Source organism: Saccharomonospora azurea NA-128, from assembly GCF_000231055.2.
GTDB lineage: Bacteria > Actinomycetota > Actinomycetes > Mycobacteriales > Pseudonocardiaceae > Saccharomonospora > Saccharomonospora azurea.
The window spans coordinates 1,757,593-1,769,986 of the sequence record NZ_CM001466.1 but is presented as its reverse complement, the minus strand read 5'-3'; the positions used below and the strand labels follow the sequence as shown (position 1 = coordinate 1,769,986).

Sequence of the window (12,394 nt, the reverse complement as noted above, 5' to 3'; positions counted from 1 at the left end):
GGAGCCGGCGGGGAGCGCGGCGGTAGGGGGCTCGACCCGCGCCGACCGGGGGCTACGCGGCCAGGCGGTGCAGCCCGGCGAGGACGGCTTCGAGGATCGGCAGGTCAGGCTCTGTCGGGTGGCGCAGCGCGGCGCGCGCTTCGTCGAGTACGTCGTCGGGGTCGCGGACGGGCCATTGCCACAGGCCGGGCAGTCGAATCTGTGCGGTCTGCTCGATGTCGTCGACGGGCGTGCGGTCGAGGACGGGGCAGTCGGTCAACACGGGGCCTCCTCGATCGCGGGGCGGCTCTGGATCTCGTCGGCGCGGGCGACCATGTCGTCGGCGAGCGTGTGCAGCGCCTGGCCGACCTCGCGGAGCCCGTCGGCGGGGAGTTCACCACCGTCCTGCGCCGCCATGAGCGCGAGCGCGACCTCACCGATGCTGGCGTTCACCTGTCCGAGCCGTGCCAACAGCTCGCGGTCGCGGGCGATCACTGGTCACCGCTCTCGTCGCTCGACGACTTCGTGTCCGCGCTCTCCTGATCGTTCTCCGTCGTGGCCGGTGTCGTTTCCTGCCCCGTCCACAAAGCACGGCCCCCGCCGCGGCACGATCCGCTGTTCCAGCTCATGGGCGGACCGTATGCGCGCGATCACAGCGGAGGTTTCCAAACAGGAAACCCAGCAGGTACCGTCGTCGACATGAACACGATCGGGGCAACCATCCGCCGCCTCCGCCGCTGGCGCGGCCTCACCCTGGAGCAGGCCGCCGGGCTCGCCGGGATCACGAAGGGCTACCTGTCGAAGATCGAAAACGGTAGGGCGGCCGTCGACCGGCGCAGCACCCTCGTCGCGATCGCGGACGCGCTGCGGGTCAGCCTCGTCGACATCACCGGCGACGGGCTGGAGATCCGCGATCCGGACGCCGACAGCACGGTGCCGGCAATCCGCACGGCCCTGCTCGACAGCGACCTCGACGACAGCCCGCCGCAGGGGGAGCTATCGCCGCTGATCGCTGAGACGCAGCTCGTCGCCGCGATGCGCCAGGCCAACCAGATGGCCGAAGTCGGCAGGCGCCTTCCGCCGCTGATCACCGCCCTACACACGCACGCCCGCCAGGCCGAAGGGCTCCGCGCGCTCGTCAGCGTGGCTCACACCACCTCGCTGCTGGTGAAGGGCCTCGGATCGCCGGACCTCGCGTGGATCGCGGCCGACCGTGGCCACGAGGCTGCGGAGCGGCTCGGCGATCCGCACTGGATCGCGCTCGCCGCGTTCGCGCGCACGCAGGCACACTCCGGTCTCGGCGCACACCGGCGGGCCGGCGCTCTCGCCCGCGGCGCACTGGAGATCGTGCCCGACGACGCGGTCGACATCCGAGGCGCACTGACGCTCACCACCGGGTTCATCGACTCCGTGGTCGGCAGTGACCCGTCCGCAGCGCTCGACGAAGCCGAGGGGCTTGCCCGGCACGCGGAGAACGGCAACCGCCACCACCTGTTGTTCACTCCGGCCAACGTCGTCCTGTGGCGCATGGCGTCGGCGCTGGAGCGAGGCGACTACGCGGCGGCCGCCACGCTCGCGGAGTCGATCCACCCCACCGACCTGGAGATCAACTCCAGGAGGAGCACCTACTTCATCGACTACGCCCGCGCTCTGTGGGGGCTGCGACGGCCCGACGAAGAGGTCATTGCGCTGCTGGCCCAGGCCGAGAAGATCGGCCCCGTGAGGACTCGCAGCAACGCCTTCGTGCGGGAGATCGTGTCCACGATGATCGAGCGGGCCCGGCGACAGGCAGTCGCGAGGGAAGCGCGGGGACTGGCCTCGCGGATGGGGCTACTCAAGACCGGCTGAGCGCAGCAGAAGGCCCCGGGCACCGCACGACGGTGCCCGGGGCCGTTCTCGTCGGTTCAGACCGGTGGGTGCAGGCCAGCGCGGCGTGGTTCAGACCGGTGGGTGCAGGCCAGCGCGGCGTCCGGTGCCCTTGCACCAGCGACACCCCCGCCCCCAGACCACGGTCTGCGCCACTCCGCCGAGGACCGCTGCCGTCGCCTGCGGCACACGCCCCTCGCTGTCGCAGGCGACGCACAGCACGTCGAGTTCGTCATCGTCGTTCACGCGGGACCTCCCACGATCTGGCCGCTACCGTCGCACATCGCGCAGTCTACGGTTTCGGTGCCACCCGCGCGCTCCACTTGCACGACGCAGGCGCCGTTGCAGGTGGGCAGTGGAAAATCTGCCGGTCGTCTGGCGTCGTCGCCATGGTTCCTACCTTCCGCAGGTTGTGGCGGTGGTTGGTACCACCGTCGGAGTGGGCCCCGGCGCCCGAAGGAGGGACACCGGGGCCGTGACGATCAGTAGTCGTAAGGATCGAACGTGCCGGCACCGCTGTCGGCGAGCGAAACCGCCAGCACGACACCGATCGCGCCGAGAATGATCGGAACCAAGACCATCGCCCACACCAGGATGCGACGGATGGACGCCTGCAAGATCACCTGCTCGACGAGCGCTTGCAGCATGGGATCGTCGCTGTCGTTGATGCGGTTCAGGGCGCCTCGTGCCGTCGGCGTGAACCACAGCCTCGCGTTCGGCTCGGTCATGGCCGTGAGTTCAGGCCGGTTCGGCTTCAGAATGGCCGGCGATTCCTCGTCAAGCTCGTACTCGTCGTTCTGCTGGTCCGGTCATGTTCGGCTCCTCCGTGGAGATGCTGGTGGGGCGGTCAGTTGCTGTACTCGTTCTCGAGCGAGCTGCCGATTCGATCCATCTCGCGCTCGAACTCGTCGATGCTGCGGTCGATCTCCTCGACGGCGCCGAAGACGATCGTGATGCCCCACATCCCAAGAGCGGCGGCGCCAACTCCCAGCACAGCCGAGATGGCGGACATCTTCCGGTTCGTCGCCTCCCCGCGGCGGGTGCGGGCGTAGCCGAGCAGCCCGAACAGCACGGCGAGCGCGCCGAGGATCACTGCCAGGAACCCCGTCAGCGGCACGAGGCCGAACACGAGACCGGGGATGGCGAGGCACAGGGCGGTGATGCCGAAGCCGTTGCGGGCGGGTGTCTGCGTTCTGGCGGTCATGGTTTCTCTGGTTCCTCTGGTTTCCAGTTGTGTGATGGTCAGAAGTTGAAAGAGCTGGCGTCGGAGGGGTCGCCGAGGGTGAGCGCGAAGTACAGAGTTCCGGCGTCGGACACGCCGGATTCGTCCGCCCATATCACGCCGCGGGTCTCGCGGCCGACGGTCACCCCGTACCGGCCCTCACCGGCGGGGACCTCGCGAATCACGAATGTGAACTCGCCGCCGCCGATGTCGGTGAGGGTTCCGGTGGCGATGACGTCGCGCTGGCTGTTGACCACCTCGACTTGGGCGCCGTCGTGGATGTCGCCGTAACCGAGGCTGGAGTAGCCGTAGACGGTCATGGTGCCGCGCACGGTGATGTCCCCGGGTATTAGAAGAAGGACGAGTGCGACGGCGATCCCGGCGACTGCGGCGAGTGAGCCGAGCGTCCACCAGACGAGCCGGTTGCGTCGGGGCGGTTGTGGCGACCACTGCTGTGGGTGCGCCCACTGCGGGTCGGGGTGCTGGGGGTAGGGCGTGGTCACGTGGTCCTCCGGGAGGTGTAAGCGGTGCAGGTGTCTTGTCCGAATCGGGTGGTCAGTCGTTACGGGTGGCTTCCGGCTCCCACGGGCGGTGGGTGTGCTGGCGCCACGTGCCGGGCGGGTGCGGGGTGGTGTGGCGGCCGACGTCGGTGCGGGCGAGCCGGTCGACGGCGGCCTGCCAGGTTCGGTAGGTGCGTCGGCTGGTGCGCTCGACGTCGTGCCGGAAAGGGCGCACGGAGCAGGTGAGCAGCCACCGCCAGCCGCCGTCCTCGCGGAGCACCCAGCCGACATCGGCGCCGCGGTGCTGCACGAGGTAGGCGTGGCGGGTCAGTGGGCTGCGGGCCACCGTCCACCCGGTGTCGCTGTGGTGCTGGATCTGGGGTGCGGTCGTCGCGCGGCTCACCGTTCCACGACCACGCGGGGAACCGGCTGGCCGTCGACGTAGTCGCGCTGCAGCATCTCCGGCTGAGCCAGCCGACGACGATGAGCACGATGGTGGCGGCGACGGGATAGGCCCACAGGCGGCCGATGATTCAGCGGCGATCACGCCGCAGACGGGGATGAGGGCGGGGGTGTCGCATGGGTGCGTCCTTCGAGCTCGGACGCCCCGTTCCCGGGTGGTTTGCGGATATTCTGCGGTACGCGGCTCGCTGGGCCAGGTTCCTGGGTGAGCATTTCCGCAGGTCATCACGCGATGGTGGGCCCGGTGGGACTCGAACCCACACTGGCACGGACCTAAACCGTGTGCCTCTGCCAATTGGGCTACGGGCCCGACACCGTGCAGCCTATCCCCTGACCTCCGATCGCGAGGCACTCGGTTCGGGCGCTGTGCGACGCCCCACGCGGCATCGGACACCGTGACCTCCGCCGGCTTTCGCCGGACCGGCGTGGCCGGTGAGGCACGAGTGCCTGCGGTGATCTACCGTGGCAGCACTGCGAACAGTGCTTTTCAGGGAGGACACGTGGCGCGCGACCCCGAGACGATCGAACGCGACATCGAGAAGGCCAGGGAGGCCCTCGCGGTGACCCTGGACCGCATCGGTGAGAAGGCGAACCCGAAACAGCTCGCCGACTCGGCACGGAGCACTGTCCAGGCCAAGGTCGACGAGCCGAAGGTGAAGTACCCGCTGATCGGTGCGGGTGTGCTGCTCGGCGTGCTGTTGTTGCGCAAGCTGTTGCGCTGAGAGCCGAGCGCGGGAGACGCCGCGGGTTCCCGCGGCGTCTCAGCCCGCGTGGGCGTAGCGGTGCGGGGTGTTCTCGGGTTCGTGGCTCAGTGCCTTGCGCGGAACCGCGGGCTTGGTGCCGGATTCGTCGCGTTTCGGTGCGGTGTCCTCCGCCGGAGCGTCGGCGGCGGCGTCGGAGTCCGCGGTGTCGGCCGTCTCGGCGGTGTCGGTGCCCTCGTCGGCCTCAACCGCCTCGGTGCCGTCGGTGCTGCCGGTGGCGGTCTGCTGCTCGGCGGCAGGCGCCTCCTCCGGGCTCCGCGTGAGGCGGGCCGTCATGTAGGTCGAGGTGAACTCGTACGCGCTGCCGTTGAGCAGGTGCACCACCGTGGGTGCCGTTCCCTCGCCCGTGAGCTGCTCCACGAGCTGGTCGGCGCGGTCCCTCGCGGCGATGATGCCCGACGCCTCCCCGTTCAGCGTCTTGCCGAGGCCGGAGACGGTGACGGTCCAGTCCTCGTCGCGTTGCACATACTTCGCCGTGATCGTTCGCATCGCCTGTTCATCCCCTCTTCGGGACACGGGAATCTGCGCACGACGGTGTGCGAGACGTTCCCCTGTCTTTATGACGACGACGCCAGTCTGTAACGCGCGTGGCGCACCAGCAACAGGAGTCGGCGGAAAAGGCTACCGAGAGTGAGAACCCTCTCAATTGATCGCCACATTGAGTGAGCCTCAGGCGGCGCACCGTCGATTATTGTTGCGCGAAGTGACGCAGGCCGCCCCACAGTACGTTCATGGTGTAGTCGGTGGCCGCTTGGGGCGTGATGTCGTCGTTCTGCTCGCACCAGATCGCCAGGCGCTCGCAGCCGCCGACCACGAACTCGGCCATGGCGTGCGTGTGGTCGGAGTCGGCCACGTCCAGGTAGCTGCCCATCAGCGAGGCGATGAGGTTGGTCTGCTGCATGCGGGTGGCTTCGAGTTCCTCGGCGGCCGGGGTGCCTGCCAGGTTCATCTCGTGCCGCAGCAGCGACCACGCCTGCCGACGTTCGCGGGCGAACAGGAAGAAGGCCAGAAGCCCCTTGCGGAGCGCGTCCTCCGCGCTCGTGGCGCCGATCGTGGCCTGCTCGGTGGCCTCGCGGAGTGCGGAGCGGGCGGCCTGGATGCAAGCGAGTAGCAGGCCTTCCTTCGACTGGAAGTACTCGTAGAGCATGGGTTTGGAGACGCCGACCCGCTCGGCGATCTCGTCCATCGACGCGGCCGAATAGCCACGCTCGGCGAACACGCTCTCGGCCGCCTCGATCATCTGCCGTTCCCGTTCGGCTCGGGGCATCCGCTTGCGCCGTTCCGCGGGGGTCTTTGCAGTCGCGCTCACGGTGGCTATCCTACCCCCGGTAACCTACTCCGAGTAAGGTGGACTCGGAGTAACAGGCACTCAGGGAGGCGCGCACATGGGTACTCGCACCGAGACCGGAGTGGTCGTCGTCGGAACCGGATTCTCCGGCCTCGGCATGGCGATCCAGCTGCGCAGGGACGGGCGCGACGACTTCGTCGTGTTGGAGAAGGCCGACGAGGTCGGTGGTACGTGGCGCGACAACACCTACCCGGGCTGCGCGTGCGACATCCAGTCGCACATGTACTCGTTCTCGTTCGAGCAGAACCCGAACTGGTCGCGCTCCTTCTCGCCGCAACCGGAGATCTTCGGCTACCTGCGGAGAGTGGCGACGAAGTACGGGATCTACCCGCACATCCGGTTCAACCAGGAGATGACGGGCGCGCGGTGGGATACCGACACGCAGCGCTGGCACGTCACCACCGCTTCCGGTGACGAGTACGTGTGCCGCTACCTCGTCTGCGGCGTCGGCGCGCTGCACCTGCCTCAGATTCCGGAGCTCACCGGCGCCGAACGCTTCCGCGGACCGGCGTTCCACTCGGCGCAGTGGAACCACGACGTCGACCTGCGCGGCAAGCGTGTGGCGGTGGTGGGGACCGGCGCCAGCGCCATCCAGTTCGTGCCCAAGCTCGCGGAACAGGTGCAGCGACTCCACCTCTTCCAGCGCACTCCGCCGTGGGTGATGCCGAAGCCGGACCACCCCATGCCCGACTGGGTCAAGCGGCTGTTCGCTCGCGTGCCTCTCGCTCAGCGCGCCTACCGCGACTTTCTCTACTGGACGCTCGAACTGCGCGCCGTGGGATTCAACGGCGACCCCCGCATCATGCGGGTCGCGCAAAAGGTCGCCGAGCGGCACATCGAGCGGCACATCAGCGACCCGCAGTTGCGAGCCAAGGTCACGCCGGACTACGTCATGGGGTGCAAGCGGGTGCTGATCTCCAACGACTACTACCCGGCGCTGGCGCGGGACAACGTCGACGTGGTGACCGACGGGATCGCCGAGATCACCGAGACGAGCGTCGTGGACAAGGCCGGAGTCGAGCACGAGGTCGACGCGATCATCTACGGCACCGGCTTCCACGTCACCGACGCCTTCGACCACCTCGACATCGTGGGACCCGACGGCACGAACCTGGGGCGGCAGTGGGCCCAGCACGGCATGCAGACCCACCTCGGGATCACCGCCAGCGGCTACCCGAACCTGTTCTTCCTGCTCGGGCCCAACACGGGACTCGGACACAACTCGGTGGTCTTCATGATCGAGCAGCAGATCCGGTACATCGCCGAGGCGATCCACCTGGTCGAGACGCACGGTGCCGATGCGATCGAGGTGCGCGCCGACACGCAGGCGCAGTTCAACGCCGACATCCAGCGCAAGCTCGCGAACGGCATCTGGACCCGGGGCGGGTGCACGAGCTGGTACCTCGACTCACAGGGCGTCAACCGCACTGTCTGGCCGGGTTTCACCTGGCGGTACTGGATGCGCACCCGCAGGCTCGACCCGGCCGACTTCCGGTTGTGGCGAGGGACTAAAGCGTCGTCGTCGCCGACAGCTTCCTCAGCCGCGTGAGGAGTTCGTCGGTGCGCAGGTCGCACAGCGACGCGAGTTGCTCCAGCGTGGCCCTGTCGAACCGCACGTCGCTGGACCCGCCCGCGGCCAGTCTGCCGCGGGCCCAGCGCCGCAGGGGGAGCAGTTCGGGCTGATCGTCCGACACGACGTCGGCCAGGTCGACCCGCACCTTGTCGGCTTCCTGGTCGAACAGCCGATCGTGCACGCGCGCGAGCAGGTTCTGCGGCAGTTCCCCCAGGGCGAGGCAGAGTTCGGCGAGCCGCACGACGGAGCACTGCCGCGTGCCCAGTTCGTAGGTGGCGAGCGTCTGCAGCGAGATGCCGCTCTGCAGTCGCTCGCCGAGCTCCTTGCGCGTCCAGCCGCGCTCGGTTCTCAGTTTGCGGAGCTCCTCGCCGAGGATGCGTTGGTAGGCGTCGTTGTCGATCAACACTGATGTCCCCTGCCCATGCCGTCGTCGGATGTTCTACGACATGTGAATGGGCGAAGGCGGCAACCCTTACGCGGCGGCAGGAAGAAACTGCACTAATCCCGCTTTGTTGGTCCCTTCGGAGTAGCTCGTTGGGCTGAATGCAGGGGGCCTGTCGGGGGAGGTGAACACTCTCAGTTGACGCAGGTGACCCCGTCGGCCGTGATGGGTTGTTCCGCGGATCCCTCGTCCGTCTGCTTGCGTGCGGCGCCCGGCGCGGTGCCCCCGCCCGTGGGTGCGCTCGCCCCGGAGTTGCCGTTCGACTGGTAGTCCGGCGCCAACAGCACCCGCACGTGCCCGGCCGTGACGTCCGGCGACTCCTCGACGACGAACTCGCCGCCCAGCGCGTCGGCGACCGCCTGTGCGGAGGCGAGCTCGCCCTGCGCGGCCTGGACCACACTCGACTGCCGCGGCGTGTCGTTGGCCACCTCGCCCTGCAGGTAACCCTGCGCCGCGAGCGACTCGGCCACCGTGCCCGCGAGGCCCTCGATGTTCGAGGTGTTGTACACGTCGACGGTGATCTCGCCGGGTGCCGGAGCCGACGAGGAGTTCTCGCTCGGCTTCTTGCCGGAGAGCTTCGCGACGAACTGCCTGACCTCGTTGGGGTCGACCTGCACGGCCATGCCGTCGGGAGTGTCGTACTCCGGGTTCACGATCGGAATGGTGCGGAACTCGATCTGACCGCCGGTGAGGCCCTTCATCTGCTGGGCGAAGGACAGGATGTCCCACCCCTTGTTCACGACGACGGACTTGCTGATGGCGTCGACGAGCTCGTTCAACTTCGCCGGGTCGGTGAGCGTGCCCGCCGAGAGGACCCGGTTCGCCAGTCCGGCGAGGAACACCTGCTGGCGCACGACCCGGTCGAGGTCGCCTCGAAGCAGGCCGTGCCGCTGCCGGACGAACGCGAGGGCGTCGACACCCTTGATCGTCTGCTTGCCGGCCTTGAAGTCGGCGCCGGAGTAGGAGTCGCTCGTGGCCTGGTTGAGGCAGACCTCCACGCCGCCGATGGCGTTGGTGATGTCGTAGAAGCCGAGCAGGTTGATCGAGGCGTAGTTGTCGACGGTCTGACCGGTCAGGGCCTCGATCGTGGCGATGAGCGTCTTGGCGCCTTCCTGGTTGCTGCGCAGTTCGAGTTCCTTCTCGTCCGTGACGCCCTGCGCTTCCAGCTCCCTCTTCGCGGCCGTCTTCCCCCGCGCGTACGCGGAGTTGATCTTGTGTGTGCCGAAGCCGGGGATGGTGACGTACGAATCGCGTGGCATGGACAACGCCACGGCCTTCCTGCCGTCGTTGGGGACGTGGAGCAGGATGATCGTGTCGGTGTTCAGCTCGCCGTCGGCCACACCCGCGTTGAGCTTGGCGAGCATCTTCTTCGGCAGCGGGTTGCCCTGGGCGTCGACCCGGCTGTCCATGCCCACGAGGAGGATGTCGCGCGCCCCGTCGGCGGGTTTCTCGCCCTCGTCGCTGCCGATGACGTCGGCCTGGGTGAGGCCGTTGACGAGGCCCTGCATGGCGGCCCAGGCGTAGCCGGTGACGATCAACACCAGGACGGACACGAGGGTCAGCGCGACCCGCGTGCCGACCCGCTTGCCCCGGCCGCGTTGTGGAGCCGCCGACGTGGCTGCCGGACGCCGGCCGGCCGGGCGCTGGGGACCGGGCTCCGCTCGGGATCGGGACGGAGGTCGCCCCCCACGGGGCGGCAGGTCGCCGGAGCTCCGTCCGGGGGGAGGTTGCCTGCGCGGGGGCTGCCGGTCGCGGACGCCGTCAGGCTCCCCCCGACGGCGACCGCTTCGAGACGCATCGACGGCGCGATCCCGCCCACGGCGAGGGGGCCGTGGGCGACGCGGGTCGTCTCCCGGCGGTCGGTCCACGCCAGGGCTCCTTTCCGTCGCTGCTTCTCCCGTCGAGCCTGTCGAGCCCTCACAGTGTCAGACGTACGGGGACGGGCTGCGGTTGTCGTAGGGTGCCACACGAACGCGCTGCCACACGGAAGACCACCCCGCTCCGCGATTCCGTCACGTGCGCGCCCCCCGGCCGAGGGAGGCGAGGGCGGTCGCCGTCGTGGTGGCGGCGGCCGCGGCGACGAGAACGCACGTGGCGGTGTGCACCACCACGCCCACGGACTCGGGTGCGGGAGTCGCGGTCACCGACAGCAACGGCGGGATGCAGGCCATCGCCGCGAGCAGCCAGGTTCGCGGCGTGTTGGTGGTCCCGGTGCGGACGCTGTGCAACAACGTGACGCCCAGCAGTAGGTGCACCAGGCTCTGCACGGGATCGAGCAGCACCCCGGAGAGGTCGGCGTTCTCGGTGCCCAGTGTGGTCCGGGCGAAGCCGAAGACACCGAGGACGGCGAAGCCGAATCCGGCGAGCGTCGCACCGTGCGACAGGACCCGGTCGAGCCCGGTTCGCGCGTGATCCCACACCGGGACCGGTGGTGGTCTGTGCCAGAGGTGGCGTTCGATCCAGACGAACACGACCACGGCGGGACCGACGAGCAGCGCGACGGCGAGCAGGGCCCGGGGCGGAACGGACAGCGAACCGAGTGCGGGCCAGAGGCGGCGGGGCAGGTAGACCGCGCTCACCAGCAGCAGCACGGCCGTGAGGTAGAGCAGGTAGAGACTCATCGGGGCGCGGGAGGCCAGACCGACGAGCCGCAACACGGCCGGCCGGCACACGAGGGGCTGGAGCCGGGTCCGCACCAACCCCAGGACGGCGACGTGAACGACGCCGACGAGGAGGACCGAGGTCGCCGGACCGGCCAGTGCCGGAGGGGCGCCGTTCACGCCGAGGGCGGCGAGCGGCAACGCTCCGGTCGTCACGCCGAGCACCAGCGCCCCGAGTCCGGCCGCGGTCGCGAGCCCGAGCTGTCGGCGGGACGGCGTGAAGCCGTCGCGGTGGGCGAGAGCCGCCTGCTGCGCCAGCAGCGCCAGCGCGAGGGAGCTCACGTGGCCGGACCACGGCGAGGTGGTGAGCGTGCCGAGCCACTCGGCGCCGGCGAGCGCCAGCGCCAGTGCGAGCGGCGTAGCGCGGGGCGCGCGCCGGTGCAGCGCCTGCAGCAGCGGCGTGAGAACGACCGTCACCAGGTAGAGACCGAGCAGCCACAGCGGGTGCAGCGCCACCCGCACGACTCCCTCCACGGTCGTCGCCGGAACGTGGAGCAGCTCCAGAGCGAGCGGCACCGAGAAGGCGACCACCGCGAACACCAGGGTCAGCCGCAACAACCAACTGCCCCGGTGTGCCAGGTAGTCCCGGAGCCCGCCGCCCGTGCGTCTCGTCTCGGCCCACGCGGTGGCGTTCCTGTGCCCCGCGGCGAAGAAGAACACCACCGCCGCCTGCGCGGGCCAGGTCAGTGGCCACAACCACTGCTCGGCCACACCCGCCCAGCGCGCCAGAGCCACCGCCGACTCGCCCAGGATGAGGACGACCACGCTGCCGACTCCCAGCAGCGTCCAGGGTGTGGCGGGCACGATGCTCGACAGCCGGCGGTCCCGTCGACCCGGACGCGGCGCCTCGGCGGCCTCGGCCGACGCGACCGTCGCGTGCCGGACCCGGTCGCGGAGCCGGTGCCAGAGCAGCAGGCCGATCACCGCGACCCCGGACAGCAGCGGGAGCAGGGGCTCGCCCACCGGCGGTCCCCACCTCTGGTGCCAGGAGTTGACCACCAGCCCGGCCGTGTAGATCCCGGCGACGCTGCGGCACAGGCCGGGTGTGCCCTTCGGGTTGTGCTCGCAGGTGGCGTACATGTCCGCCGACAGCCGATCGTCGAGCGCCTCCCGCACGTCGGCGCCGAGGGGACTGCCCTTCTTCTCCGCGTACCGCAACAGGTCGTAGCCGAGGTCGTGCGAACGGCACGGCGTGCCGAAGTCCCACCGCGTGCTGTCGTCGCCCCACGGCGCGGAGCACCCACCGCCGACGTGGACGGCGCGCACGGTGCCGTCCAGTGCGCGTTGGGTCCCGACCTCGACGTTGGTCACCGCCGCGAAGTCGGGAGGCAGCAGTTCCACTGCCCGGGCCGATCGTTGCGGGTCGAGCAGGGCGTCGATCGCCCGTGCCGCATCGGCGGTGGCCGGGTCCGTCGGACCGGGCGTGGGCGTCGCCTCGGAGCGCGACGCGACGACGCCGAAGCCGGTGACCAGGAGAACCAGCAGCAGGAGGCGCGCGATGCCACCCGTTGTCCGTCGACGCGCGTTCGGGGAGCGGTGGACGGGCATGGGGACAGGGTTACAGGGGGAGATTCCCCGTGT

At 69.7% G+C, this 12,394-nt stretch carries 16 protein-coding genes and 1 tRNA gene; 3 read left to right on the top strand and 14 right to left on the bottom strand.

Annotated elements, in window-relative coordinates; genetic code table 11:
• Positions 1–52: 52 nt before the first annotated feature.
• Genes SACAZDRAFT_RS07935 through SACAZDRAFT_RS22955 form a run of 3 tightly spaced genes read right to left on the bottom strand, consistent with a single transcriptional unit; the run spans position 53 to position 608 of the window.
• Positions 53–262 carry a hypothetical protein gene (locus tag SACAZDRAFT_RS07935; RefSeq protein WP_005440400.1) on the bottom strand — a complete coding sequence of 70 codons (210 nt, stop codon included), beginning with the start codon at positions 260–262 and terminating at the stop codon, positions 53–55.
• Positions 256–474 (bottom strand): hypothetical protein, encoded by a 219-nt coding sequence (locus SACAZDRAFT_RS07930; protein ID WP_005440398.1) that lies wholly within the window; start codon positions 472–474, stop codon positions 256–258. The genes SACAZDRAFT_RS07935 and SACAZDRAFT_RS07930 overlap by 7 nt, the downstream gene beginning before the upstream one ends.
• Positions 471–608, bottom strand: coding sequence for a hypothetical protein (locus SACAZDRAFT_RS22955; RefSeq protein WP_157606963.1), 138 nt, complete (start codon positions 606–608; stop codon positions 471–473). The genes SACAZDRAFT_RS07930 and SACAZDRAFT_RS22955 overlap by 4 nt, the downstream gene beginning before the upstream one ends.
• A gap of 70 nt (positions 609–678) precedes the next feature.
• Here SACAZDRAFT_RS22955 and SACAZDRAFT_RS07925 point away from each other — a divergent pair, with 70 nt between their 5' ends.
• Entirely contained in the window at positions 679–1,827 is a 1,149-nt protein-coding gene (locus tag SACAZDRAFT_RS07925; RefSeq protein WP_005440396.1) for a helix-turn-helix domain-containing protein, read from the top strand.
• A gap of 90 nt (positions 1,828–1,917) precedes the next feature.
• Here SACAZDRAFT_RS07925 and SACAZDRAFT_RS23200 read toward each other — a convergent pair whose 3' ends face one another.
• From SACAZDRAFT_RS23200 to SACAZDRAFT_RS07900, 6 genes are all read right to left on the bottom strand, one after another.
• Complete coding sequence (locus tag SACAZDRAFT_RS23200) at positions 1,918–2,091, bottom strand: hypothetical protein (RefSeq protein WP_005440395.1); 174 nt, start codon at positions 2,089–2,091, stop codon at positions 1,918–1,920.
• Positions 2,092–2,327: 236 nt separating this feature from the next.
• Complete coding sequence (locus SACAZDRAFT_RS07920; protein WP_005440394.1) at positions 2,328–2,573, bottom strand: hypothetical protein; 246 nt, start codon at positions 2,571–2,573, stop codon at positions 2,328–2,330.
• A 119-nt stretch (positions 2,574–2,692) separates the two neighbouring features.
• Complete coding sequence (locus SACAZDRAFT_RS07915) at positions 2,693–3,049, bottom strand: hypothetical protein (protein ID WP_005440393.1); 357 nt, start codon at positions 3,047–3,049, stop codon at positions 2,693–2,695.
• Positions 3,050–3,087: 38 nt separating this feature from the next.
• On the bottom strand, positions 3,088–3,570 hold the full coding sequence (locus SACAZDRAFT_RS07910; RefSeq protein ID WP_005440392.1) for a hypothetical protein: 483 nt from the start codon (positions 3,568–3,570) through the stop codon (positions 3,088–3,090).
• 52 nt (positions 3,571–3,622) lie between these two features.
• The gene (locus SACAZDRAFT_RS07905; RefSeq protein WP_040927708.1) at positions 3,623–3,970 is read right to left on the bottom strand and encodes a hypothetical protein; all 348 of its coding nucleotides are present in this window, start codon (positions 3,968–3,970) and stop codon (positions 3,623–3,625) included.
• 292 nt (positions 3,971–4,262) lie between these two features.
• Positions 4,263–4,339, bottom strand: a tRNA-Leu gene (locus SACAZDRAFT_RS07900).
• Positions 4,340–4,529: 190 nt separating this feature from the next.
• On the opposite strand from SACAZDRAFT_RS07900, the gene SACAZDRAFT_RS07895 reads away from it, so the two are divergent.
• On the top strand, positions 4,530–4,751 hold the full coding sequence (locus tag SACAZDRAFT_RS07895; RefSeq protein ID WP_005440390.1) for a DUF3618 domain-containing protein: 222 nt from the start codon (positions 4,530–4,532) through the stop codon (positions 4,749–4,751).
• Between the two features lie 39 nt (positions 4,752–4,790).
• On the opposite strand, the gene SACAZDRAFT_RS07890 is transcribed toward SACAZDRAFT_RS07895, so the two are convergent.
• Together SACAZDRAFT_RS07890 and SACAZDRAFT_RS07885 are read right to left on the bottom strand one after the other, a co-directional pair.
• The gene (locus tag SACAZDRAFT_RS07890) at positions 4,791–5,279 is read right to left on the bottom strand and encodes a hypothetical protein (RefSeq protein WP_005440388.1); all 489 of its coding nucleotides are present in this window, start codon (positions 5,277–5,279) and stop codon (positions 4,791–4,793) included.
• Between the two features lie 199 nt (positions 5,280–5,478).
• Positions 5,479–6,099, bottom strand: a complete 621-nt coding sequence (locus SACAZDRAFT_RS07885) for a TetR/AcrR family transcriptional regulator (protein WP_005440387.1) — start codon at positions 6,097–6,099, stop codon at positions 5,479–5,481.
• Between the two features lie 76 nt (positions 6,100–6,175).
• On the opposite strand from SACAZDRAFT_RS07885, the gene SACAZDRAFT_RS07880 reads away from it, so the two are divergent.
• Positions 6,176–7,687: a flavin-containing monooxygenase gene (locus SACAZDRAFT_RS07880; RefSeq protein ID WP_005440386.1), complete on the top strand. Its 1,512-nt coding sequence runs from the start codon at positions 6,176–6,178 to the stop codon at positions 7,685–7,687.
• On the opposite strand, the gene SACAZDRAFT_RS07875 is transcribed toward SACAZDRAFT_RS07880, so the two are convergent.
• The 3 genes from SACAZDRAFT_RS07875 to SACAZDRAFT_RS07865 form a co-directional block, all read right to left on the bottom strand.
• Positions 7,647–8,117 (bottom strand): helix-turn-helix domain-containing protein, encoded by a 471-nt coding sequence (locus SACAZDRAFT_RS07875; protein ID WP_005440385.1) that lies wholly within the window; start codon positions 8,115–8,117, stop codon positions 7,647–7,649. The genes SACAZDRAFT_RS07880 and SACAZDRAFT_RS07875 overlap by 41 nt on opposite strands.
• A gap of 170 nt (positions 8,118–8,287) precedes the next feature.
• Positions 8,288–10,021 (bottom strand): LCP family protein, encoded by a 1,734-nt coding sequence (locus SACAZDRAFT_RS07870; RefSeq protein WP_456300014.1) that lies wholly within the window; start codon positions 10,019–10,021, stop codon positions 8,288–8,290.
• Between the two features lie 144 nt (positions 10,022–10,165).
• Positions 10,166–12,361 (bottom strand): phospholipase A2, encoded by a 2,196-nt coding sequence (locus SACAZDRAFT_RS07865; RefSeq protein ID WP_040927707.1) that lies wholly within the window; start codon positions 12,359–12,361, stop codon positions 10,166–10,168.
• Between the last annotated feature and the right edge of the window lie 33 nt (positions 12,362–12,394).